Origin of the sequence: Pseudomonas sp. EL_65y_Pfl2_R96 (assembly GCF_963970905.1) — a bacterium.
Lineage (GTDB): Bacteria > Pseudomonadota > Gammaproteobacteria > Pseudomonadales > Pseudomonadaceae > Aquipseudomonas.
Genome location: NZ_CAXAQH010000001.1, coordinates 459,171 through 482,101, shown reverse-complemented (window position 1 = coordinate 482,101; position 22,931 = coordinate 459,171). Strand labels below are relative to the sequence as shown.

At 59.0% G+C, this 22,931-nt stretch carries 18 protein-coding genes and 1 pseudogene; 8 read left to right on the top strand and 11 right to left on the bottom strand.

Annotated elements, in window-relative coordinates:
- Positions 1-19 precede the first annotated feature (19 nt).
- The 6 genes from AACY49_RS02200 to AACY49_RS02175 form a co-directional block, all read right to left on the bottom strand.
- Positions 20-325 (bottom strand): BufA1 family periplasmic bufferin-type metallophore, encoded by a 306-nt coding sequence (locus tag AACY49_RS02200; protein WP_339521504.1) that lies wholly within the window; start codon positions 323-325, stop codon positions 20-22.
- 302 nt (positions 326-627) lie between these two features.
- Entirely contained in the window at positions 628-1,329 is a 702-nt protein-coding gene (locus AACY49_RS02195; RefSeq protein ID WP_007906649.1) for an ABC transporter ATP-binding protein, read from the bottom strand.
- The gene (gene livG, locus AACY49_RS02190; protein ID WP_258697250.1) at positions 1,330-2,097 is read right to left on the bottom strand and encodes a high-affinity branched-chain amino acid ABC transporter ATP-binding protein LivG; all 768 of its coding nucleotides are present in this window, start codon (positions 2,095-2,097) and stop codon (positions 1,330-1,332) included.
- On the bottom strand, positions 2,094-3,350 hold the full coding sequence (locus AACY49_RS02185; protein ID WP_339521503.1) for a high-affinity branched-chain amino acid ABC transporter permease LivM: 1,257 nt from the start codon (positions 3,348-3,350) through the stop codon (positions 2,094-2,096). Before AACY49_RS02185 ends, livG begins: the two co-directional genes overlap by 4 nt.
- The gene (gene livH / locus AACY49_RS02180) at positions 3,347-4,270 is read right to left on the bottom strand and encodes a high-affinity branched-chain amino acid ABC transporter permease LivH (protein WP_237883833.1); all 924 of its coding nucleotides are present in this window, start codon (positions 4,268-4,270) and stop codon (positions 3,347-3,349) included. Before livH ends, AACY49_RS02185 begins: the two co-directional genes overlap by 4 nt.
- A gap of 233 nt (positions 4,271-4,503) precedes the next feature.
- Positions 4,504-5,631 carry a branched-chain amino acid ABC transporter substrate-binding protein gene (locus tag AACY49_RS02175; RefSeq protein WP_258697248.1) on the bottom strand — a complete coding sequence of 376 codons (1,128 nt, stop codon included), beginning with the start codon at positions 5,629-5,631 and terminating at the stop codon, positions 4,504-4,506.
- Between the two features lie 349 nt (positions 5,632-5,980).
- Between AACY49_RS02175 and AACY49_RS02170 the strand changes: the two genes are divergently transcribed.
- The gene (locus tag AACY49_RS02170) at positions 5,981-6,286 is read left to right on the top strand and encodes a DUF2288 domain-containing protein (RefSeq protein ID WP_033059033.1); all 306 of its coding nucleotides are present in this window, start codon (positions 5,981-5,983) and stop codon (positions 6,284-6,286) included.
- A 297-nt stretch (positions 6,287-6,583) separates the two neighbouring features.
- Here the strand turns inward: AACY49_RS02170 and AACY49_RS02165 are convergent, their stop codons facing one another.
- Positions 6,584-8,779, bottom strand: a complete 2,196-nt coding sequence (locus AACY49_RS02165) for a hypothetical protein (RefSeq protein ID WP_339521502.1) — start codon at positions 8,777-8,779, stop codon at positions 6,584-6,586.
- Positions 8,780-9,003: 224 nt separating this feature from the next.
- On the opposite strand from AACY49_RS02165, the pseudogene AACY49_RS02160 reads away from it, so the two are divergent.
- Positions 9,004-9,540 (top strand): annotated as a pseudogene (locus AACY49_RS02160) (NAD(P)-dependent oxidoreductase); the annotation flags it as partial.
- Here AACY49_RS02160 and AACY49_RS02155 read toward each other — a convergent pair.
- The gene (locus tag AACY49_RS02155; RefSeq protein WP_258700783.1) at positions 9,431-11,713 is read right to left on the bottom strand and encodes a putative bifunctional diguanylate cyclase/phosphodiesterase; all 2,283 of its coding nucleotides are present in this window, start codon (positions 11,711-11,713) and stop codon (positions 9,431-9,433) included. The pseudogene AACY49_RS02160 and the gene AACY49_RS02155 overlap by 110 nt on opposite strands.
- 293 nt (positions 11,714-12,006) lie before the next feature.
- On the opposite strand from AACY49_RS02155, the gene AACY49_RS02150 reads away from it, so the two are divergent.
- On the top strand, positions 12,007-13,356 hold the full coding sequence (locus AACY49_RS02150) for a spinster family MFS transporter (RefSeq protein WP_339521501.1): 1,350 nt from the start codon (positions 12,007-12,009) through the stop codon (positions 13,354-13,356).
- Between the two features lie 94 nt (positions 13,357-13,450).
- Here AACY49_RS02150 and rapA read toward each other — a convergent pair whose 3' ends face one another.
- Positions 13,451-16,297 (bottom strand): RNA polymerase-associated protein RapA, encoded by a 2,847-nt coding sequence (gene rapA, locus AACY49_RS02145; protein ID WP_339521500.1) that lies wholly within the window; start codon positions 16,295-16,297, stop codon positions 13,451-13,453.
- A gap of 229 nt (positions 16,298-16,526) precedes the next feature.
- On the opposite strand from rapA, the gene AACY49_RS02140 reads away from it, so the two are divergent.
- The 3 genes from AACY49_RS02140 (at position 16,527) to ccoM (ending at position 17,396) form a co-directional block, all read left to right on the top strand.
- Positions 16,527-16,868, top strand: coding sequence for an aspartate-semialdehyde dehydrogenase (locus AACY49_RS02140; RefSeq protein WP_339521499.1), 342 nt, complete (start codon positions 16,527-16,529; stop codon positions 16,866-16,868).
- Between the two features lie 105 nt (positions 16,869-16,973).
- Complete coding sequence (locus AACY49_RS02135; RefSeq protein WP_007935839.1) at positions 16,974-17,135, top strand: hypothetical protein; 162 nt, start codon at positions 16,974-16,976, stop codon at positions 17,133-17,135.
- A gap of 144 nt (positions 17,136-17,279) precedes the next feature.
- Entirely contained in the window at positions 17,280-17,396 is a 117-nt protein-coding gene (gene ccoM / locus AACY49_RS02130; RefSeq protein WP_007926603.1) for a cytochrome c oxidase subunit CcoM, read from the top strand.
- A 254-nt stretch (positions 17,397-17,650) separates the two neighbouring features.
- Here ccoM and AACY49_RS02125 read toward each other — a convergent pair whose 3' ends face one another.
- Both AACY49_RS02125 and AACY49_RS02120 read right to left on the bottom strand, forming a co-directional pair.
- Complete coding sequence (locus tag AACY49_RS02125) at positions 17,651-19,126, bottom strand: inorganic phosphate transporter (protein ID WP_007903847.1); 1,476 nt, start codon at positions 19,124-19,126, stop codon at positions 17,651-17,653.
- Positions 19,127-19,504: 378 nt separating this feature from the next.
- On the bottom strand, positions 19,505-19,705 hold the full coding sequence (locus AACY49_RS02120) for a hypothetical protein (RefSeq protein WP_007935837.1): 201 nt from the start codon (positions 19,703-19,705) through the stop codon (positions 19,505-19,507).
- Positions 19,706-20,370: 665 nt separating this feature from the next.
- Here AACY49_RS02120 and pcaR point away from each other — a divergent pair.
- Together pcaR and AACY49_RS02110 are read left to right on the top strand one after the other, a co-directional pair.
- Entirely contained in the window at positions 20,371-21,213 is an 843-nt protein-coding gene (gene pcaR, locus AACY49_RS02115) for a pca regulon transcriptional regulator PcaR (protein ID WP_007903845.1), read from the top strand.
- Positions 21,214-21,502: 289 nt separating this feature from the next.
- Positions 21,503-22,849: an MFS transporter gene (locus AACY49_RS02110; RefSeq protein WP_095054391.1), complete on the top strand. Its 1,347-nt coding sequence runs from the start codon at positions 21,503-21,505 to the stop codon at positions 22,847-22,849.
- The last annotated feature ends 82 nt before the right edge of the window (positions 22,850-22,931 follow it).

Sequence of the window (22,931 nt, the reverse complement as noted above, 5' to 3'; positions counted from 1 at the left end):
CACTCAGGCTGGGGGCTGATTACGACTTGGCTTTGTAGGCTTCCATCTGGCCGAAACCGGTTGGCGAAGTCTTGCTCTCGGTGGTCAGGCAGGTGCCTTTCGGGACGAGTTTCCAGGCATTGGCCTGGTGATCCATTTTGGCGGTGCCGGCGCAAGTGGTGCCAGCGCCTGCGGCGCAATCGTTATGACCTTTCATGGCCACGCCGAAGCATTTTTCCATGTTGGCGTCAGCGGCATGGGCAGTCGACACGGCGGCGATGCTCAGGGCAGAACCGAGGGCCAGAACCAGGGCGGTGACGGACAGGGTGCGGGTGGTAGCAGTCATGATGTTTCTCCGAAATTGAGCTTGGGTTGGCAAGCGTTTGTGCTTGCTTACCGCTCTAGAGAAACGACAGGGCGTGGCGTTACAGCTGACAGCGAAATTTTTTCAGAAATCTTCAAAACACCACAAATCCCCTGTGGGAGCGGGCTTGCTCGCGAAGGCGATGTGTCAGCCAACATCTCTGTTGAATGTGATGCCGCTTTCGCGAGCAAGCCCGCTCCCACAGGGGATCTTCATTGGTGCGTGGGGTGTGGCAGGCATAAAAAAACGGCCGCAAAGGCCGTTTTTTTGTTCATCGGTAAGGCTTAGCCGCCGAGGTACGCTTCGCGCACTTTCGGGTCGGTCAACAGCGCTTCACCTGTCCCTGTCATCACCACCCGACCGTTTTCCAGCACGTAGGCACGGTCAGCGATTTTCAGAGCCTGGTTGGCGTTTTGTTCCACCAAAAACACCGTCACACCGTCCTTGCGCAGTTGTTCGATGATGTCGAAGATCTGCTGGATGATGATCGGTGCCAGGCCCAGCGATGGCTCGTCGAGCAGCAACAGCTTGGGCTTGCTCATCAACGCGCGGCCGATGGCGAGCATTTGCTGTTCGCCGCCAGACATGGTGCCGCCGCGTTGGGCGAAGCGTTCTTTCAGGCGTGGGAAAAGTCCGAGGACCTTGTCCATCTGTTCCTGATAGTCGCCCTTGTCGGTGAAGAATCCGCCCATGGCGAGGTTTTCTTCCACGGTCAGACGGGCAAACACCCGACGACCTTCCGGGACCACGGCGATGCTTTTACGCATGATATGCGACGAGTCCTGGCCGACGAGCTCTTCGCCCATGTAGCGGATGCTGCCGCTGTGGGCTTGCGGCGAACCGCAGAGGGTCATCAGCAGGGTCGACTTGCCGGCACCGTTGGCGCCGATCAGGGTCACGATCTCGCCCTGGCGGACTTCGACGTTGACGCTGTGCAGCGCCTGGATCTTGCCGTAGAAGGTGGAAACGTTTTCGAACTGCAGCATTTACGCTTCCCCCAGGTAGGCTTTGATCACTTCAGGATTGTCGCGGATCTGCTCCGGCGTGCCGTTGGCCAACGGTGTGCCCTGGTTGATCACGACGATGTGGTCGGAAATGCTCATGACCAGTTTCATGTCGTGTTCGATCAGCAGCACGGTAACGTTGTGCTCTTCACGCAGCATGCCGATCAGCGCCTTGAGGTCTTCGGTTTCCTTCGGGTTCAGGCCGGCGGCCGGTTCGTCGAGCATGATGATCCGTGGGCGGGTCATCATGCAGCGGGCGATTTCCAGGCGACGTTGCTGACCGTAGGCCAGGGTGCCGGCCGGACGGTTGGCGAACGCCTTGAGGTTGACCTTTTCCAGCCAGTATTCGGCGTATTCCATGGCCTCGCGTTCGCTTTTGCGAAAGCCCGGCGTCTTGAACAGACCGGCCAGGAAGTTGGTGTTCAGGTGACGGTGCTGGGCGATCAAGAGGTTCTCGACCGCGGTCATGTCCTTGAACAGCCGCACGTTCTGGAAGGTGCGCACCACGCCTTTGAGGGCGATCTTGTGGCCGGGCAGGCCTTCGATCGCTTCGCCGTCCAGCAGGATGCTGCCGCCGCTCGGTTTGTAGAAACCGGTCAGGCAGTTGAACACGGTGGTTTTGCCGGCGCCGTTGGGGCCGATCAGTGCCACGACCTGTTTTTCCTTCACGCTCAGGGCTACGCCGTTGACCGCGAGCAAGCCGCCGAAGCGCATGCTCAGATTTTCTACTTTGAGGATCTCACGGCTCATTTGCGCAGCTCCATGTGAGGGCGTTGCATAGGCAGCAGACCTTGAGGACGCCAGATCATCATCAGCACCATCAAGGCGCCGAACATCAACATGCGGTATTCACTGAATTCACGCATCATTTCCGGCAACAGGATCATCACCGTGGCGGCGAGTACGACGCCCAGTTGCGACCCCATGCCGCCCAGCACCACGATGGCGAGGATGGTCGCCGATTCGATGAAGGTGAAGGACTCCGGTGTCACCAGGCCTTGGCGCGCGGCGAAGAAGCTACCGGCGAAACCGGCGAACGCAGCACCGAGGGTGAAGGCCGACAGCTTGATGACCGTGGGATTGAGACCCAATGCACGGCAGGCGATTTCGTCTTCACGCAACGCTTCCCAGGCACGGCCCAGGGGCATGCGCAGCAGACGGTTGATGACGAACAGGGCGAACAGCGACAACAACACCGCGATCAGGTAAAGGAAGATCACCTTGTTTACCGGGTTGTAGGTCAGGCCGAAGTACTCGTGGAAGGTCTGCAGTCCGTCTGCGGCAGTTCTATCGAAGGTCAGTCCGAAAAGCGTTGGCTTGGGAATGTTGCTGATGCCGTTCGGGCCGCCGGTGAGGTCGGTCAGGTTGCGCAGGAACAGACGGATGATTTCACCGAAACCCAGGGTCACGATCGCCAGGTAATCACCGCGCAAACGCAGCACCGGGAAGCCGAGCAGGAAGCCAAACGTGGCCGCCATCATCCCGGCGATCGGCAAGCAGATCCAGAAGCTCAGGCCGTAGTAATGCGACAGCAACGCGTAGCTGTAGGCGCCCACGGCGTAGAAGCCGACGTAACCGAGGTCGAGCAGGCCGGCCAGGCCGACCACAATGTTCAGGCCGAGGCCGAGCATCACGTAGATCAGCACCAGCGTGGCGATATCCACCGCGCCGCGGGAGCCGAAGAACGGCCAGACCAGCGCACCGATGATCAACGCGATGATGATCCAGCGCTGGGTGGTCGGCAGGGTCAGGAAGGTACTGGCCTTGGCCGGCATCACCGGCAGGTTGGGCGAGGCTTTCCACGCCGAGCTGATCTGCTGGTCGAACAGCACGCGCAAGAACATCAGCACCGAGCATGCGGCGATGGTGATCAGTGTTGCAGTGCTGGTGCCATGGACTTCGAGGTTGATGCCGACAATGGTCAGTTTCAGACCGAGTACCGGGTAGGCCACGGCCCACACCAGCAAGGCGCTGAATAACGCCTGTTTAAGATTCCTAGTCATACTTTCTCAACCTCCGGACGGCCCAACAGGCCGGTTGGCCGGAACAACAACACCAGGACCAATAGGCCGAACGCCACGACGTCCTTGTACTGGTCGCCGAAGATATCGGCACCAAAGGCTTCCGCCACCCCAAGCACCAGCCCGCCGAGCATCGCGCCGGGGATGCTGCCGATACCGCCCAGTACCGCGGCGGTGAAGGCCTTGAGGCCGACCAGGAAACCGGCGTTCGGGTTGATCACGCCGTATTGCATGCTCAACAGCACAGCTGCGATAGCCGCCAGTGCCGCACCGATGACGAAGGTCAGGGCGATGATGTTGTTGGTGTTGATGCCCAAGAGGTTGGCCATCTTGATGTCTTCGGCACAGGCACGGCAGGCGCGACCCAGGCGAGAGCGGGAGATGAACAGCGTCAGGCCGAGCATGGCGACCAGGGTCACCACGAACACCACGATTTGCATGTAGGAAATCAGCACTTCATGTGCGCCACCTGGCCCGATGGCAAAGTTGCCAGGGATCAGGTTGGAGATGGATTTGTCCTTGGAGTCTTGCGCCAGCAGAACCGTGTTCTGCAGGAAAATCGACATGCCGATGGCGGAAATCAGCGGGATCAGACGGTTGCTGCCGCGAAGTGGGCGGTAGGCGATCCGTTCGATGCTATAGCCGTAGGCACTGGTTACAACGATGGTTGCGAGAAAAGCGGCGGTCATCAACAGCGGCACACTGTCGAGTCCCAGCATGGCCAGCCCGGCGATGGCGATGAACGCCACGTAAGAGCCGATCATGTACACCTCGCCGTGGGCGAAGTTGATCATTCCAATGATGCCGTAAACCATCGTATAGCCGATGGCAATCAGGGCATACGTGCTGCCGACGGTCAAACCGTTAACCAGCTGTTGGAAGAAGTGATAGATGTCAGGCATTACAGCGCTCCTAAAAACCTGATACGCATTTCACTGGTGGAGTCATTTTCCCGCTCGAGCCCCGTGGATCTGCATCCACTTCGAATTCGAGGTTTGCCAGCGAACCGCTGATGACGGTTTTGAGATTTTCAGGTGGGGAGGCTGGCGGATCACGCCAGCGCGGCCCAATACGTTCGTAAAACAAAGCCCACGGCACGCCGTGGGCTTTATTGGCAGTCAGTCAGGCCAAGGCCTTACTGAGGCGAAACTTCAGTTTTAGGTTTGCCGAAATGCCACTGGTAAACCACGAATTTGAAGTCTTTCAGGTCGCCCTTTTCGTCGAAAGACAGGTCGCCGGTCGGGGTTTTGAACGTACCTTTGTGGATAGCTTCAGCCACTTTGGCAGTGTCTTCGCTCTTGGCGGCCTTGATGCCATCGGCGATGACTTGCACAGCCGAGTAGGCCGGGAACACGAACGGACCGCTCGGGTCTTCTTTCTTGGCTTTGAACGCGTCAGCCAAGGCGATGTTGGCCGGATCCTGGTCGAAGGATTTCGGCAGGGTCACCAGCAGGCCTTCGGAAGATTCCTTGGCGATCTGCGAAATGGAGTCGTTACCCACGCCTTCCGGACCCATGAACTTGGCTTTCAGGCCTTTTTCCTGGGATTGACGCAGGATCAGACCCAGTTCCGGGTGGTAGCCGCCGTAGTAGACGAAGTCGACGTTGGCTTGCTTGAGCTTGGCGATCATCGAGGAGAAGTCTTTGTCGCCGGCGTTGATGCCTTCGAACACGGCAACCTTGACGCCTTTGCCTTCGAGGGTTTTCTTCACGGCGCTGGCGATGCCTTCACCGTATTGCTGTTTGTCGTGCAGCACGGCAACGATTTTCGGTTTGACGTGATCGGCGATGTAGTTACCGGCGGCAGGGCCTTGGGCGCTGTCCAGACCGATGGTACGGAACACCATTTTGTAACCACGGGAAGTGATGTCCGGGCTGGTAGCAGCCGGGGTGATCATGATCACGCCTTCGTCTTCGTAGATGTCGGACGCCGGTTGAGTGGAGCTGGAGCACAGGTGACCCACTACGAACTTGACGCCGTCGTTGACGACTTTGTTCGCGACAGCCACCGCTTGTTTTGGATCGCAGGCGTCATCGTATTCAACCGCGACGAGCTTCTTGCCGTCGATACCGCCCTTGGCGTTGATTTGTTCGATGGCCATTTTGGAGCCACTGAACTGCATGTCGCCGTATTGGGCTACAGGGCCGGTTTTAGGGCCGGCGATACCGATCTTGATGGTGTCAGCGGCGAACGAATGGCTGGCAACCCCGGCCAGAACCATAGCGGCAAACAGTTTTGAAATCTGCTTAGTAGCCTTAGTCATAGTGCTCCACTCTTGCTGTTGTAGTTTTTATAGTCCTGGCGCCGTAGCAGCAGAACCGGGTCAGATATCGTCGATATCCTCCGGAAAATGCCCCCGGCAACTGTACCGGTACAGTGTAGAGCGCCGATTGTTAGCCTGGGAAGCTGGCGCCAGGGGGCAAAACCTGAGGGTGTCGCTTTATTGAAAGAAAAAGACAGAATCGCGGCGGATGTCAGCTGGCTAATACTTGATTCAGCAGCATTCCCTGGCTTTCCTGCGTTTCTCATTCGGTGACGCGATTGCATCCGGGTTTTTCTGGCGCATTAGCGACGTTATCATTCACGTCGATTTCTTTTGCGGACAGGAACCCATGACTCAAGAACCTAGCACCCTCTATGCCAAGCTGCTTGGTGAGACCGCATCTATTACCTGGAAAGAGTTGGAGCCATTCTTCGCCAAGGGTGCCCTATTGTGGGTCGATCCAGGCCTGGATTTGATCGCTGCGGCAGAGGCGGTAGCCACCGATGAAGGCGAGAAAGTGGCTGCCTGGCTGGCCGCCGACAAGGTCGCCAAGCTGTCTGAAACGCGGGCGCTGGATCTTTTTGAACGTGATCCCGAGCTGTGGGCCGTTGTTGTTTCTCCATGGATTCTGATCCAGGAAAGGGCGACGAGCTGAGTACTTGCACTTGATTGGTGCGCGGCGTTGCCGGTTAAAAGTGTGTAGGCGAGTAGCGTGATGGCATGTTGCCGTAGAGAAAGGCCACAGAAGGGTCTTGGCGAGGGTGACGTAAACGTAACGGGAACAGTTTATTGAGCAGCCGATTGGCTGCTTAATTGTTTCTGGATGTTGGGGTTTGTGGTGATTCTTATGCCGCCATCGCGGGCAAGCCCGCTCCCACAGGTACTGCGTTTTTTCAAAAGAGAACGCGGTCCTTGTGGGAGCGGGCTTGCCCGCGATTGGGTGCACCGCGGTTTAAGCGGTCTTGCCGGTGTGGTTATTAAGCGAAATAACCTTGGTCTTGCCAATCCGGTGACGGTAGATCTCGCGCAGGTACTTGATCGCCTTTTTCACGCAATCCCGCGACAGGCGGATGTCGTTGATCGAGACGAACTTGTCCTTGTCGTTGATCAGCTCGCGGTACTTCTTCTCGTACATCGGTTTGATCGCGTACCAGTTGGTATCGAGGATCTTCGCCGGGTTTTCGAATTCGTTGAGTAGTTCGTCGATCCGGTCTTCGTCGAAGTCTTCATTGATGATGAAGTCCAGGATCGAGTTGTCCAGAGTCTCGTCGAAGCGGTACGGATTTTTCGCAAAGCAACGCTTGATGAAGGCCACGATCAGGGTCAGGAAGTCGTCCGACAGGCACGGGCTCTTGGCGATCAGGGTGGTCAGCGACAGGTTGGCCGAGGCGCCGATCACCAGCGCGTAACGCTTGAGCGTGGTGTTGGGGAACAGGCTGTTGAGGTGAGTCTTCAACCGGTTCAGGTCCATGTAGGACAGCTTGTAGTCTTTAGGCAACGAAACAATCGATACCACCGACGAGCAATTCTTGAAGAAGTGCAGGTCGTGCAACGCGGCCGCGTCGTAGCCCGAATTCTTGTACTGCTCCAGCGAAGCGCGATAGCGCTTGGACTCGATCGGCAACAGGCTGATGCCTTCGATCGCCTGGGTGACCTTGTTGAAGTGCGGCAGGTCGATGGAGCGGAAGAACAGGTCGTCGATGTTCAGGCGCTGCGGCTCTTTCTCGAACACCTTGAACTTGTCGCTGCTCGGCGGCGGGGTTTCCGGCACCACGGACTCGGCGTAAGCAATCGCCACCGGGCCGGCCAGGCTCATGAACAGGTCGTTGGCGTCCAGGCGAATGGTTTCGCCGATGTCGATGCCGGCGCGACGGAAATAGTTCTGGTCGTAGTCGGTGGTCACCGCCTGCGCTGTCAGAATGTTGAATATCTGCTGTGAGATGTACTGGTTGGCGTGCTTTTCCATGGCATTGACGTCAATGTTCTGGATGTTGCCGTCATCGCTTTCTTCGGCGTAGCGCATGATGTCGTTGGAGATCAGCATCATCGCGTTCCATGGGCGAATGCGCCCCATGACGCTGGCTTCGCTGCTGTCTTCGTTGGCGAAGTTGTAGGAGAAGTCCCATTCTTCCGACAGGTATTTGCACAGTAGGCGACCGGCGTTGATGTGCAGCGCCTCGGACATTTCACTGCGGTGATCGGAAATATTCGGCAGTACGCAAATGCCGCTGGTGAAGATCGGCTCGAAGACGAAGGAATGACCGCTCTTGCCGTCGTGCTCGTCCATCGGCTTGGTGTCGAACGTTTTGTTCATGTACGAGTGTTGCTGGGCCAGGCCGAATTCCGAGGCCATGCCCGAACCGGTACCGCCACCGGCGCTGAAGATCGAGAAATACAGGCGCGACTGGTTGGCCTTGATCCCGCAGCTGTCGATCAGGTACGAGTGAATCATTTTCCAGTCAGGGCTGGAGAACCGCTGGGTGTCCTTGTTCAGGATGATCTTGGCCAGGTACTGGCCGAGGATCGGCGCGTTACCGGCGCCACCGGCGTGGACTTCCGACAAGTCCATGATTTTCATTTTGCTGTAGTCACGCAGAAAGCCGCTTTTTTCTCCCTTGCGCGAGAAGCGGATGCGCCCGGCGATGTCCTTGTCCAGGTCGCCGAGCATCACCAGCGGTTCGACCAGGAACACCGGTTTGCTGGCCTTGTTCGACCCCAGGCGCAGGTTATTGCGAATCCACTGCGCCGGGCTGTAGCCCTTTTCGGCGTAGCGTTTGTCCGGCGACAGACGGTCTTCGTTGTTGAATTCGTTGAGGTAGAACTTGCGGGCGTTGTACACCAGCTCCGCCACGTCCAGCGCGATGTTCGAACCACAGCGGCCCAGGCCGATCAGGCACACCGACGGGAATTCCTGGTCGTTGTGCTGTTCGTTGTCACCTTCCAGATGGGGCGGGCGCGGGAACACCAGATCGCGCAGGCCGTCGAGGTTGTCGAGGATGCGGTCGGTATTGGTTTCGGTGAAGTACAGGTATTGCTGAGTCGCCAGTGGACGCGACGGGGTCAATGGCTTCGACGATGAGGGGCTGTTCGCCGCGGGGCTCAGGGTCAGATCGGATACCGCGGTGGCCGGATTATTTTTGGAAGTCATTTGCGCCATATACCTGGACTGGTCGGCTCGGCGACAAGTGTCATCGAGTCATCACGGAATGGGATCTCGCGTCTTTTTGCTGCGCGAATGTGGCCCAAGCGTCAGGGCCTTGGCCTGAGCATCGCTCGGGGGAATCCTTTCCTTAATCATGATGAGTCGGCCAATATTCGATGATCTTTAATCAAAGGGAGGCTAAATGATGGCAGCGTTACCTTCGCTGGGGTTGGCTCGATGCATCGGTGTCCGGCGGGGTGGTCGGCGCCGAGGCCGGCAGCCTGGCGATCATGGTCAGTGGCGGGGCGGCAGACCTTGCGCGGGTGCGGCCGGTGTTGTTGACCCTTGGCCAGCGGGTGACCCACATGGGGGCCGTCGGCGCGGGGCAGGTGACCAAGGCCTGCAATCAGATGATTGTCGCCTGCAATGCCCTGGTCATTGCCGAAGTGGTGGCCCTGGCCGAGCGTTCCGGGGTCGATGTCCGCCTGATCGCCGAGGCGTTGGCCGGTGGTTTCGCCGATTCAAAACCGTTGCAGATTCTTGCGCCGCAAATGGCCGAGAGCCGCTTCGAACCGATGAAATGGCACGTACGCACGCTGCTCAAGGACCTCGACACCGCCGTGAAGTTTTCCCGCGAACAGGGTTCGGCCACGCCGATCAGCGGATTGGCCGCACAACTGATGCGCCTCCATGGGGGGCAGGGGTTTCTGGAGAAGGATCCGTCGACGCTAGTGCAGTTGTACCGCGAGCCAGACTCAACGGATTGACGGTGTGCGTGTGTTTGCGCTGGTTGATTTCGGCCAGCACCGGACGCAATTCAGCCAGCGGCACCGGACGGCTGAGCAGGTAGCCCTGAACGAAGTCGCAGCCGTGGCGTTCGAGAAAATCGTATTGCTCGAAAGTTTCGACGCCTTCGGTGACGACCTGCAAATGCAGGGTGTGGGCCATGACGATAATGGCCATGACGATTTCCATGTCCTGGGTGGCCTTGGGGATGTCCTGAATGAACGAGCGGTCGATCTTCAGCGTGTTCAATGGCAGGCGCCTGAGGTAGGCCAGGGATGAGTAGCCGGTGCCGAAATCATCGATCGACAACGAAACCCCGAGGGCGCGAATCTGTCGCAGCAATACCAGGGTGTTGGTGATATTGCCCATCAGCGCGTTCTCGGTCACTTCCAGTTCCAGCCGCTGTGGTGCTACCCCGCAGATGCGCAGGGCGTGTTCGATTTCCTCGGCCAACTCTTCTCGCGCCAGGTTCAGGGGCGAGCAATTCACCGCGATTTTGAGGCCTTCGCAATCGTGGCGGGACAGCTCACCCAAGTCTTCGCAGGCCTTGCGCAGCACCCAGTTGTCCAGTTCGGCGATCAGGCCGTTGGCCTCGGCGATGGCGATGAACCGATCCGGCGTCAGTAATCCGTGAACCGGGTGTTGCCAGCGAATCAACGCTTCAAGTTTGGTGACCTGGCCGTTTTTGAGGTCATAGATGGGTTGGTAATACAGCATCAACCCGATGTTTTCGCGCAGGGCATAACGCAGTTCTTCTTCGAGTTGCAACTCCAGGGTGGCACGGGTTTTCAGGTTTGAACTGAAAAAATGCAGCGCGTTACGACCGCAGTCCTTGGACTGGTATAGCGCCAGATCGGCGTTCTTCAGCAATTCCTCGCAAGTCTTGCCATCTTCCGGAAACAGGCTGATGCCGATACTGGTAGTCATGACCATGCGCCGTCCGGACAACTCGATGGGTTCCTTCATTTTCAGCATGATGCGCTGGGCCATTTGCCGTGCTTCTTCGCGGTCGTACAGGCTGAAGAGGATGCAGAATTCGTCGCCTCCGAAGCGCGCCACCACGTCTTCATGGCTGCGTATCGAGGCCTTGATATGGCTGGCCAGGACTTTGAGCAGTTCGTCGCCGGCGTCATGGCCGAGGCTGTCATTGATCCGCTTGAAGTGGTCGATATCGAGGAACATCATCGCCAGCATGCCGCCTTCGTTGGTTTTCTCGATGAGCTTCTCGGCAAAGATCTGATTGAAGCCCCGGCGGTTGATCAGGTTGGTCAAGGGGTCGTAGTGCGCCACCTGTTGCAGCGACATGCGTGCCTGATCCAGTTGGCTGAGCAGGGCGTTGACCCGCTGCAGGTCGGACTCCTTGTGTTGCAGCTTCTTGTCCGCCAGCGCGGCACTGATGCTGCTGCCGATAATCAGCAGTGTGATCACCGCCACTGTCAATCCCAGTTGCAGGTGATTGTCGTCCTCGGGCAGTGGTTGAAGGCTGCCAGCGGGCAGCACCAGGCTGAGTGCCGCCATGCCGGTGAAATGCATGCTGACGATGCCGGCTCCGAGCACCAGGCTGGCGGTGTATTTGAGCAGTTGATGTAGCACACCGGCGCCATCGCGCAGGTGACTGGAAATCAACAGAGCGGCCAGGCTGGCACCGATGGCGATCACAATGGAAAGTGCGAACAAGAAGGGGTGGTAATAGACCCGCGCATTCGATCGCAGGGCGGCCATGCCAACGTAGTGCATGGTCGCGATGCCCAGGCCGATCCACACCGCGGCTTGCAGGTATCGTCGGAAACTCGGCTGAGGATGACTGAGGGTGTGCATGGCCAGCCACGAGGCGGTCAGGGCGAACAACAGCGAGAGCAGGGTGGTGGGCAGGTGGTAATGGATTTCGATCGGCGCCTGGAACGCCAGCATGCTGATGAAATGCATGGCCCAGATGCCGCCGGCCAGACACCCGGCGCCGACCCAGCGCCAGAGTCGCTGGGAGGCTGATTTTTCCACATGCCCGACCCGTTCGGTCATATCCAGCGTGGCAAAGCCGGCCGTGCAGGCGACCAGATAGGCCAGCAACACCAGAAAAGGGTTATGGGTGCAATCGAGTATGACCTGCCCGCTCTCTGGCAGCCCGGTCATGAAATGCAAACCCAGCCACTCCATAGCATGCCCCGTCTCTGATTCATCCTGGCCTGCGTCGTGCACGCGGGCGAATGCTTGCAGTATAGAGGCCATGCATGGAGCGCAAGGGGTGGTGGCACATTAGTGCCAATGCTTTTGGAATGGCTTTTAGAGCTATTGGAAATAAATTGTTGCATGGACCGCGCTGGCTGCCATGGATGGATATCAGCCTTACGAATAATGACAGACAGCGCTGGCGGGCCTGACTAGATTGACGGTTCCGGGCTCGAATGCGTTGGCAATGAAGCCCCAATAACAATAAAAGAGACGGACCCATGCAGAACTCGACCCAAGCGGCGAATGCCTGGCGCATTCTGTTCCTGTTGTTCCTGGCCAACCTGTTCAACTTCTTCGACCGCACGATCCCGGCCATCATCATTGAGCCGATCCGCATGGAGTGGCACCTCAGCGACTTTCAACTGGGGATCATCGGGACTGCATTCACCATCGTTTACGCCATTGCCGGCCTGCCTCTGGGGCGATTGGCCGATACCGGTTCGCGCAGCAAACTGATGGGCTGGGGCCTGGCGGCGTGGAGCGGGCTGACAGCGGTCAATGGGTTGGTGGGCAGTTTCTGGAGTTTCCTGATCGTGCGCATGGGCATCGGCATTGGTGAGGCCAGTTACGCGCCGGCCGCCAACTCGCTGATCGGCGATTTGTTCCCGGCTCACCGTCGGGCGCGGGCCATGGGTATTTTCATGCTCGGTTTGCCGCTGGGCCTGTTGTTGGCATTCTTCACCATTGGCGCGATGGTCAAGGCGTTCGACAGCTGGCGTGCGCCGTTCTTCATCGCGGCGGTGCCGGGGCTGATCCTGGCAGTCTTCATGTTCTTCATCAAAGAGCCGAAACGTGGTGCGGCAGAAAGCGTGCAAGTGTCTCAGGAACGCGTGGACCGGCCGATCCGTCGGGTGCTGGCGGTGCCGACTTTCCTGTGGCTGGTGATGGCGGGGCTGTGCTTCAACTTCGCCACCTATGCCTGCAACTCGTTCCTGGTGCCGATGCTGCAGCGTTATTTCCTGATGCCGTTGCAGGAAGCGGCGGTGGCGACCGGGGTGATCGTCGGGGTGACCGGGTTGTTCGGCCTTACACTCGGCGGCTGGATTGCCGACAAGATTCACCAGCGGGTGGCCAGTGGGCGACTGTTGTTCGCGGCGTTCAGCCTGGTCATTTCAACCTTGTGCACGGCCTGGGCGCTGCACGCCGGACGGATCGAGATCGGGGTGTTTGTCGCGGTGTTCAGCCTGGGTTGGTTGTTCGCCTACAACTTCTACACCTGTGTGTACACGGCGATTCAGGACGTGGTCGAACCGCGCCTGCGGGCCACGGCGATGGCGCTGTTCTTTGCCGGGTTGTACTTGCTGGGCGGCGGATTGGGGCCGGTGGTGGTGGGCGGATTGTCTGATCATTTTGCGCACTTGGCCATGCTCTCGGCCGGCGCTGAGCAGATGACTGAAGCCTTCAAGGCTGTTGGTTTGCATGATGCGATGTATCTGATTCCGGTGGCATTGTTCTTTACGATGGTGTTTCTGTTTTTGGCATCGCGGTGTTTTGTGAGGGATGCCAAACGGATGAAGGAAGGGTTGGTGGCGGTGGCTGAGCCGCAGACTCCGGTGGTCACCGCGTAAATGATCGTTCCCACGCAGAGCGTGGGAACGATCAGCAGACAAAAAAAGGCCCGCATCGCTGCGGGCCTTCTTTTTAGCGGTGGAGCAGAGCGGATTAACCCGCCACCAACACCCGAATCGCTTCCAGTCGCAGCGCCGCCTTGTCGAGCATCGCCAGGCCTTGCTCACGTTGCTTGCGCAGCGCAACCAGTTCGCTGTCACGTACGGTCGGGTTGACCGCTTGCAAGGCGGTCAGGCGTGCCAGTTCTTCGTCGGTATCCGCCGCCAGGCGACGTTGCGCCTCGGCCACGCGCTCGGCGTGACGCGGGGTGATCTTCTCTTCGCCGGCGTTGATCCGTGGCGTCAGCTGGTCGCGCTGGGCCTGGATGAACTTGTTGGCACTGGCGCGGGGCACGCTTTCCAGTTGATCGTTCAGGGTTTCGAACGACACCCGGGCCGACAGGTCATTGCCGTTGGCGTCGAGCAGGCAGCGCAGGGCGGCTGGCGGCAGGTAACGGCCCAGTTGCAGCGAACGCGGGGCAACCACTTCGCTGACGTAGAGCAGTTCCAGCAACACGGTGCCCGGTTTCAGCGCCTTGTTCTTGATCAGCGCCACGGCGGTGTTGCCCATCGAACCGGACAAGACCAGGTCCATGCCGCCCTGGACCATCGGGTGCTCCCAGGTGATGAACTGCATGTCTTCGCGAGACAACGCCTGGTTGCGGTCGTAGGTGATGGTCACGCCTTCGTCGTCGCCCAGCGGGAAGCTGGCGTCGAGCATTTTTTCGCTTGGCTTGAGGATCAGCGCGTTTTCCGAATGGTCTTCGCTGTCGATGCCGAAGGCGTCGAACAGGGTTTCCATGTAGATCGGCAGGGCAAACTGATCGTCTTGTTCGAGGATGTCCTCGACCAGTGCATCACCTTCGCCGGCGCCGCCGGAGTTGAGCTCCAGCAAGCGGTCACGGCCGGTGTGCAGCTCGGCTTCCAGACGTTCACGCTCGGCGCGGGCCTCGTCGATCAGCGCTTGCCACTCGCCGTCATCGGCGTTTTCCAGCAGCGGCAGCAGGCGTGGGCCGAACTGATGCTGCAAGGCGTTGCCGGTCGGACAGGTATTGAGGAACGCGTTCAGCGCTTCGTGGTACCACTGGAACAGCCGTTCTTGCGGGCTGGTCTCCAGGTACGGCACGTGCAGTTCGATGATGTGCTTCTGACCGATCCGGTCCAGACGACCGATGCGCTGCTCCAGCAGGTCCGGGTGCGACGGCAGGTCGAACAGCACCAGATGGTGCGAGAACTGGAAGTTGCGACCTTCACTGCCGATTTCCGAGCAGATCAGCACCTGAGCGCCGAATTCTTCGTCGGCGAAGTAGGCGGCGGCGCGGTCACGCTCTAGGATGTTCATGCCTTCGTGGAAGACCGTGGCCGGAATGCCGGAACGTACGCGCAAGGCGTCTTCCAGGTCCATGGCGGTTTCGGCGTGGGCGCAGATCACCAGCACTTTGGTGCGTTTGAGCATTTTCAGCTGATCGATCAGCCACTCGACGCGCGGGTCGAACTTCCACCAGCGCTCTTCTTCGTTGGCGTCCGGCTGGGCCTGGAAGCTGACTTCCGGGTACAGCTCGGCGTGATCGCCCAGTGGCAGTTCGAGGTATTCGGCCGGGCACGGCAACGGGTACGGATGCAGTTTGCGCTCCGGGAAACCCTGCACGGCGGCGCGGGTGTTACGGAACAGCACGCGGCCGGTGCCGTGGCGGTCCAGCAGTTCGCGGACCAGACGAGCGCTGGCTTCGGTGTCGCCATCATTGACGGCGGTCAGCAGGGCTTCGCCTTCGTTGCCGAGGAAACCGTGGATGGTCTTGTGCGCTTCAGGCGACAGACGCCCTTTGTCCAGCAGCTCCTGAACGGCTTCGGCCACCGGGCGATAGTTTTCGCTCTCGGCGCGGAAGGCGTGCAGGTCGTGGAAACGGTTCGGATCGAGCAGGCGCAGACGGGCGAAGTGGCTGTCCTGACCCAGTTGTTCCGGGGTAGCGGTCAGCAGCAAGACGCCGGGAATGACTTCGGCCAGTTGCTCCACCAGGGAGTATTCAGGGCTGACCTGGTCTTCGTGCCACACCAGGTGGTGCGCTTCGTCGACCACCATCAGGTCCCAACCCGCTGCGAACAACGCGTCCTGGGCCTTTTCGTCTTCCACCAGCCACTCAAGTGCAACCAGCGCAAGCTGGGTGTCTTCGAACGGGTTGGCGGCATCGCTTTCGATGAAGCGTTCTTCGTCGAACAGGGCGACTTGCAGGTTGAAGCGGCGGCGCATTTCCACCAGCCACTGGTGCTGGAGGTTTTCCGGCACCAGGATCAGCACGCGGTTGGCGCGGCCCGAGAGCAGTTGGCGATGGATCACCAGACCGGCTTCGATGGTCTTGCCCAGGCCCACTTCGTCGGCCAGCAGAACCCGCGGCGCGATACGGTCGGCGACTTCACGGGCGATGTGCAACTGGTGCGCGATGGGTTGCGCCCGCACGCCGCCCAGGCCCCAAAGGGAGGACTGCAACTGGCGGCTGGTGTGTTCGAGGGTGTGATAACGCAGGGAGAACCAGGCCAGCGGGTCGATCTGGCCGGCGAACAGACGGTCGCTCGCCAGGCGGAACTGAATGAAGTTCGACAGCTGGGTTTCCGGCAGGGTAACCACTTCGTTTTGCGCGTTGAGGCCGTGGTAGACCAGCAGGCCGTCGACGTCGTCGACTTCTTGTACGGTCAGTTTCCAGCCTTCGAAGTGAGTGATCGAGTCACCCGGCGAAAACCGCACGCGGGTGAGGGGCGCATTCCGTAGCGCGTACTGGCGAGTGTCGCCAGTGGCCGGGTAGAGCACGGTCAACAAGCGGCCGTCCTGTGCCAGAACGGTGCCTAAACCCAGCTCGGCTTCGCTGTCACTGATCCAGCGTTGCCCCGGTTGATACTGCTGCGCCATGCTGCCTGACTCCCACCTTGAAAAAGCGGGCTATCTTAACGGAATGAGCCTTCAGGACCAAAGGATTACATGCGCTCGCCGATGGAGGATGCGAACTTTTCGGGAGATGAAGATCAAAAGATCGCAGACTGGGCCAGCTCCTACGGTGCCAGACGGATCACAAGTTTGCGACCGATGGCTCAAGTCGCCATCCCCGCAGCCGACAGCCTGCTGACAGGAGACTAAAAATATGCTGCCACCGATGCTCCCCTTGAGCGCCGTGCCGATCACTTCACAGCAGGATCCGATCCGCCAGCGCCCGGATATTCCGCCCGTGGTGCCGGTGCAGGAAAACTCCAACGAAAGCACCATCGACCTGCAAAAGCGCGATCCGGAAGAGGCGGGCCTGCAGCTGCGCGAGGAACAGCGTCGTCGGCAGGAACGGGAGCGGCGCCGTCGTGAGGCCGATGAAGATCCTGAAGAACACCTCGCGATTCCCGGAAATGAACTCAATGCCGACAACACCGTGCCGGTGGTGCCGTTGATGGAGAATCAGCCACGTCAGGGATTGTGGGTCGATATCGAAATCTGAAGTGTCGGATGACTGGTCAGCACCCGCGCCAGACCGCATTATTGGCACAATCCTGCCGCCTTTAGCCGGCAGCTGAATTCATTTCCAAGCGATGCACTGAACGCCATGAGCCAAGATGACAAGCTGATTGACCTCAACTCCGAACGTGCCAAACGGGTTCATGACCTTAATGAAAAACGCCTGAACGAAGTACGCCAAGCGTTTGAGCAGGCCATGCCGCTGGGTAAAGCGAAGAAAAAGCCGAAGAACAAACCGAAAAAGCGTTGAAACACCCTGCATCGGTTGATGCAGGTCAGTTATTTCCCTTCCTTTACGCCCAGTCTTGGGCGGCATTGATCCCGGTCAATTTTTTCTCCTGCCCGATTGGTTAACTTAGCCCCATCGCAACAGGGCAAGTGCAGGAGGCCAGTCATGTTTTTCGACAACGTGGTGATCGCCGGAGTGCTGACAGTCGGCCTCATGGTTCTGTTTTTTGCCGGGTTTGGATTTTTCATCTGGAAGGATGCGCATAAGCGCAAGAAGCCGTAGGTCTTTCTGGAGCAATGAGCACGCAAGGCATTTTGGGCGACTTCGGTCGCCCTTTTTTTTTGTCTGTGGTTTTCCGGGGTACACGATCAACTGTGGGAGCGGGCTTGCCCGCAATAGCGATAGGTCTGTTACATCGATGTCGGATCTGCCGCCGTCATCGCGGGCAAGCCCGCTCCCACAGGGATCAGTGGTGTGATTGCAGCAATAAAAAAGGCGCGAACCTCACGGAACGCGCCTTTTTCAGTAGCGGTAGATCAGCTACCCAGTGCCTTCGATGCCAGCCAGAACAGGCCGGCCGACAGGGCTACGGTGGCTGGCAGGGTCAGGACCCAGGCCAGCAGGATGGTTCTGACAGTGCCGCCTTGCAGGCCGCTTTTGTTCGCGACCATGGTGCCGGCCACGCCTGAGGACAGAACGTGTGTGGTGGAAACCGGCAAGCTGAAGATGTTCGCCGCGCCGATCATGCACGCGGTGGTGATCTGCGCCGACATGCCTTGAGCGTAGGTCATGCCTTGCTTGCCGATCTTCTCGCCAATGGTCAGTACCACGCGTTTCCAGCCGACCATGGTACCCAGGCCGAGGGCCAGTGCGACCGCCAGAATCACCCAGAACGGGGCGTATTCGGTGGTGGTGGTCAGGTCCTTGCGCAGTTTGTCCAGGTCAGCCTTTTCACGGGCAGCGAGGCCTGGCAGCTTGGCGACTTTCTTCGCGGTGTCGTCCAGACAGAGCAGGTAGCGACGTACTTCGATGCGGCTTTCCGACGGCAACGAATGGTAGTCCGCTACACCTTTAAGGGTGCCAAGCAGCGCTGAAATGGTCGGTTCGGTCTGTTGCGGGTTGCAACGGAATTTCTCCGGCAGATCGCCTTTCACGCTTTTGCCCAGTGCCAGGAACTCACCCAGGGATTCGCGGTTGCGCTCGTAGAACTGGCTCAGGTGCAGGGTCGCATCGCGAGTCCGCTCGATCTGGTAGGTGGTACTGTTCAGGTCGAGGACGAACTGCGCCGGCACGATGCCGATCAGTACCAGCATGATCAGGCCGATACCTTTCTGGCCATCGTTCGAGCCGTGCACGAAACTGACCGCCATCGCCGAAATCACCAGCACCAGACGGTTCCAGAACGGCGGGTGTTTCTTGTCGTCGATCTTGCGGCGCTGTTCCGGTGTCTTGTGCATCTTGGACAGCGGACGCCACCATTTAAGGCCGATCAGCACCAGGGCTGCAATCAGGAAGCCGGCCATCGGCGAGAACACCAGGGACGCCCCGATATCGATCGCTTTCTGCCAGTTCACACCGTCGGCCAACGGAATGTCGTTGATCAGGGCGTTGGCCAGGCCAACCCCGAGGATCGAACCGATCAGCGTGTGGGAGCTGGAGGCCGGAATACCGAAGTACCAGGTGCCCAGGTTCCAGGTGATGGCGGCGGCGAGCAACGAGAACACCATGGCCAGTCCGTGACCGGTGTTCACATTGATCAGCAGTTCTACCGGCAGCAGATGGACGATGGCATACGCCACGCCCACACCGCCCAGCAATACGCCGAGGAAGTTGAACACACCGGAAAAGAACACCGCCAGATGAGGCGGCATGGCTTTGGTGTAGATAACAGTGGCCACCGCGTTTGCGGTGTCATGAAAGCCGTTGATGAACTCGAAGGCGAGGACAAAGGCCAGGGCGAGCAAGAGGCTCACAAGCACCCAAGCATCCAGTCCGCTGAATAAATCGATCATGAAGGTTTTCTGACCCGTTCGTAAGGGGGCGCGATTATGCCAGAAAAGACTGCTAATCGATGCACTAGCTGCTCGTCGGTAACATTCTTCAACGAATTAATTTGTGGCAATCCCCTAAGTCCCAGGCTTTTTCAGGGCTTTACAAGTCGTTGAATTTGCTTGGAAAGGCAGCAGCCACAAGGGTTTCGCTCGTCGGGGCGAGAGGCTTGGACGCTTGTGTGAAATATCTGAGAAGAGGGTCAGACATGAGCCATTTTCCTCATCCAATGGATGAGAGGAGCCGCCGCCCGCTTGTAGCGGGCGCGAAAAGCATCATCGATACAACCCGCTTTTAACGGGTGTAGACGCAGGCTCTTGAAAGGAATCAGGCCGAGGCAGTCATGGCTCTTCGGCTTTGAGTTCCTTTTCCATCTTCTGCAATTCCTGGGTGAAGGCCTGATCCTGAACGGTGGCGCGTTTACGCCAGGGTTTGCGTTCGGGTTCGGGCTGAGCGGCGTAAGTGGTGACTTCCCCGCCGTAAACTTCCTTGTAACGTTGTTCCTGGCGCTCAAGTTCTGCGCGCAGTTCGTCTTTCGTCACAGTGCTACCTGATTGAGTTGAGATTAATTCTGGTGAAACGCGCTGCATCGATCTATTGACCATGCTCGTAGAAAGGATAATGCCTGACACGGCATCATTCCCACGGCGCAATCAATACTTCCTTGTTGCAGGCGGCCACGGCACCAGAGAAAAACAGCTGACGTAGCATCAGTCTCCTGTTTCAGCGAGCGCGTTGGCGGAGCATATGAAATGAGCGTCAGGCGCTTGCTGCGGACAGCGGCAATGGATATTGCGCTGCCGGTTGGCGGATTCGGCACGTAAAAAACCGGTCGCCATTGAGATGCATTATAGCGGTCGATCCGAAGAACACTATCTCTCGAGAGTTAAAAGTAGTTCCTCATGTGTGATTGTTTTGTTGCTCCTAACTTTAGCAGTAACTACGGTGGGCTGATGCCAGTTGCTGCGGTGACATTCTGACGCCATTAAGCCGAACAAATTATTACATCGTCCTCCTTTAAGCCAGTGACCGAAAATAACAACCGTGTTGTGCGGCGAGTGAAAGCCGTGTGGCTCACCGTAAGCACTATCGATTGCGATTATCGGCCTGCGGTTCGATAATCGCCCAATGTTGGCGGCCGGTGACTTGTGTGCCAGACCGGCAGCCGCTTGTAATAGTCGCTGATCCGCGTGGGGAACAACCTGATATGAACGATCAAATGCGCAATTCCTTCGCTTCAGTAGCACCGCCGATCGTCGCCTCGCCCGCCAAGCGAATTCAGGCCCTGACCGGTGACCCGGATTTCATGACCTCCCTGGCTCGTGGCCTGGCGGTGGTGCAAGCGTTCCAGGAGCGCAAGCGGCACCTGACCATTGCACAGATCAGCCACCGTACGGAAATTCCCCGCGCCGCTGTGCGACGTTGCCTGCATACCCTGATCAAGCTCGGCTACGCCACCACCGACGGGCGCACCTATTCGCTGTTGCCCAAAGTCTTGACCCTGGGCCATGCCTATCTGTCGTCGACCCCGCTGGCGGTGTCTGCCCAGCCCTATCTGGACCGCATGAGCGAGCAACTGCACGAGGCCTGCAACATGGCCACCCTGGAAGGTGATGACATTTTGTACATCGCGCGCTCGGCGACCACCCAGCGGCTGATTTCCGTCGACCTCTCGGTGGGTGGACGCTTGCCGGCCTATTGCACCTCCATGGGCAGGATTCTTCTCGCCGCGCTGGACGACACGTCGTTGCGCGAGTATCTCGACCATGCCGAGCTGCAAGCCAAGACCAGTCGCACCTTGCATACTCCCGAGGCATTGCTCGAATGCCTGCAAGAGGTACGGCAACAAGGCTGGTGCATCGTCGATCAGGAACTGGAACAGGGGCTGCGCTCGATTGCCGTGCCGGTGTACGACGCTTCCGGCCAAGTGGTGGCGGCGCTGAACGTCAGCACCCATGCCGGCCGGGTCAGTCGCAGCGAGCTGGAGCAGCGTTTCCTGCCCGGCCTGCTAAGCGCCAGTCGTGATCTGAGCGCGCAACTCTTTGCCTAAGCTGTTCGATAAACGCACAGAGTCGCGTTTATCGAATTGACGCTCTTTCCCTTGGATCATTAATGTCGCGGCAGCGTCATCCGGCACTGTTGGCCTTCAGTCAGTCGCCGGATCACGGCCCAATAATAATGAGAAGAGGCATCATCATGCGCTCGTTACCCGACTGCCGCTGTTCCCTCCGGCTCAGCTGCCGAAACCGAATCGCCTGATCCCCGACCTCCTTTTCTTGTGACAGCGTCAGCCTCGGCTGGCACCTGTTCGACTGCGTTCTTTGCGTGGGATAAAAATAATGAACCAGCCTCAGTCTGCTGTAGGAAACTGCCTCGACGTGCAGTCCTTCATTAACGCTCAACCCATTTCGCGCTACCAATGGCGGGTGGTGATCCTGTGTTTCCTGATTGTCTTCCTCGATGGCCTCGACACTGCGGCCATGGGTTTTATCGCGCCGGCACTGTCCCAGGACTGGGGCATCGACCGCGCCAGTCTCGGTCCGGTGATGAGTGCGGCGCTGATCGGCATGGTCTTTGGTGCCTTGGGTTCCGGCCCGTTGGCTGACCGCTTCGGGCGAAAAGTCGTACTGGTGGGCGCGGTGCTGTTGTTCGGCGCGTTCAGCCTGGCGTCGGCCTACAGCACCAATGTCGATCAACTGCTGGTACTGCGCTTTCTCACCGGCCTGGGCCTGGGCGCCGGCATGCCGAACGCCACCACGCTGCTGTCCGAATACACACCGGAGCGCAAGAAGTCCCTGCTGGTGACCAGCATGTTCTGCGGCTTCAACCTCGGCATGGCCGGGGGCGGGTTCATCTCGGCCAAACTGATTCCGGCCTTCGGCTGGCACAGTCTGTTGATGATCGGCGGGATTCTGCCGCTGATCCTCGCCGTCGTATTGCTGTTCTGGTTGCCGGAATCGGCACGTTACCTGGTGGTGCGCAATCGCGGCACCGACAAAGTGCGCAAGGCCCTGGCGCCGATCGACCCGACGGTGGTGGCCCAGGCTTCGAGCTTCAGTGTGCCGGAACAGAAAACCGTGAAGGCGCGCAATGTGTTTGCGGTGATCTTCTCCGGCACTTACAGCACCGGCACGTTGTTGCTGTGGCTGACGTACTTCATGGGGCTGGTGATCGTTTACCTGCTGACCAGTTGGCTGCCGACGCTGATGCGTGACAGCGGCGCGAGCATGGAGCAGGCCGCATTCATTGGTGCGCTGTTCCAGTTCGGTGGGGTGTTGAGCGCAGTGGGTGTGGGCTGGGCGATGGACCGGTTCAATCCGCACAAGGTCATCGGCATTTTCTACTTATTCGCCGGGGTGTTTGCCTACGCGGTAGGGCAGAGCCTGGGCAACATCACATTGCTGGCGACCTTGGTGCTGGTGGCCGGGATGTGTGTCAACGGCGCGCAATCGGCGATGCCGTCGCTGGCGGCGCGGTTTTACCCGACTCAAGGGCGGGCGACCGGTGTGTCGTGGATGCTCGGGATTGGCCGTTTCGGCGCGATCCTCGGTGCGTGGATGGGCGCAACGTTGCTGGGCCTGGGCTGGAACTTCGAGCAGGTGCTGACGGCGCTGGTGATTCCGGCCGCGTTGGCGACCACGGCGGTGGTGATCAAGGGCATGGTCAGTCATGCGGACGCGACCTGAGGACAACTTTCAAGATTGTTGTTGAGTTTGCCGGCCCCATCGCGGGCAAGCCCGCTCCCGCAAGGATTGCGCATCAACCTGT

Excerpts from the sequence above, each read along its gene's own strand:
- AACY49_RS02200 (WP_339521504.1), bottom strand. The coding sequence starts at position 325 with ATGACTGCTACCACCCGCACCCTGTCCGTCACCGCCCTGGTTCTGGCC.
- AACY49_RS02195 (WP_007906649.1), bottom strand. The coding sequence starts at position 1,329 with ATGCTGCAGTTCGAAAACGTTTCCACCTTCTACGGCAAGATCCAGGCG.
- livG (WP_258697250.1), bottom strand. The coding sequence starts at position 2,097 with ATGAGCCGTGAGATCCTCAAAGTAGAAAATCTGAGCATGCGCTTCGGC.
- AACY49_RS02185 (WP_339521503.1), bottom strand. The coding sequence starts at position 3,350 with ATGACTAGGAATCTTAAACAGGCGTTATTCAGCGCCTTGCTGGTGTGG.
- livH (WP_237883833.1), bottom strand. The coding sequence starts at position 4,270 with ATGCCTGACATCTATCACTTCTTCCAACAGCTGGTTAACGGTTTGACC.
- AACY49_RS02175 (WP_258697248.1), bottom strand. The coding sequence starts at position 5,631 with ATGACTAAGGCTACTAAGCAGATTTCAAAACTGTTTGCCGCTATGGTT.
- AACY49_RS02170 (WP_033059033.1), top strand. The coding sequence starts at position 5,981 with ATGACTCAAGAACCTAGCACCCTCTATGCCAAGCTGCTTGGTGAGACC.
- AACY49_RS02165 (WP_339521502.1), bottom strand. The coding sequence starts at position 8,779 with ATGACTTCCAAAAATAATCCGGCCACCGCGGTATCCGATCTGACCCTG.
- AACY49_RS02155 (WP_258700783.1), bottom strand. The coding sequence starts at position 11,713 with ATGGAGTGGCTGGGTTTGCATTTCATGACCGGGCTGCCAGAGAGCGGG.
- AACY49_RS02150 (WP_339521501.1), top strand. The coding sequence starts at position 12,007 with ATGCAGAACTCGACCCAAGCGGCGAATGCCTGGCGCATTCTGTTCCTG.
- rapA (WP_339521500.1), bottom strand. The coding sequence starts at position 16,297 with ATGGCGCAGCAGTATCAACCGGGGCAACGCTGGATCAGTGACAGCGAA.
- AACY49_RS02140 (WP_339521499.1), top strand. The coding sequence starts at position 16,527 with ATGCTGCCACCGATGCTCCCCTTGAGCGCCGTGCCGATCACTTCACAG.
- AACY49_RS02135 (WP_007935839.1), top strand. The coding sequence starts at position 16,974 with ATGAGCCAAGATGACAAGCTGATTGACCTCAACTCCGAACGTGCCAAA.
- ccoM (WP_007926603.1), top strand. The coding sequence starts at position 17,280 with ATGTTTTTCGACAACGTGGTGATCGCCGGAGTGCTGACAGTCGGCCTC.
- AACY49_RS02125 (WP_007903847.1), bottom strand. The coding sequence starts at position 19,126 with ATGATCGATTTATTCAGCGGACTGGATGCTTGGGTGCTTGTGAGCCTC.
- pcaR (WP_007903845.1), top strand. The coding sequence starts at position 20,371 with ATGAACGATCAAATGCGCAATTCCTTCGCTTCAGTAGCACCGCCGATC.
- AACY49_RS02110 (WP_095054391.1), top strand. The coding sequence starts at position 21,503 with ATGAACCAGCCTCAGTCTGCTGTAGGAAACTGCCTCGACGTGCAGTCC.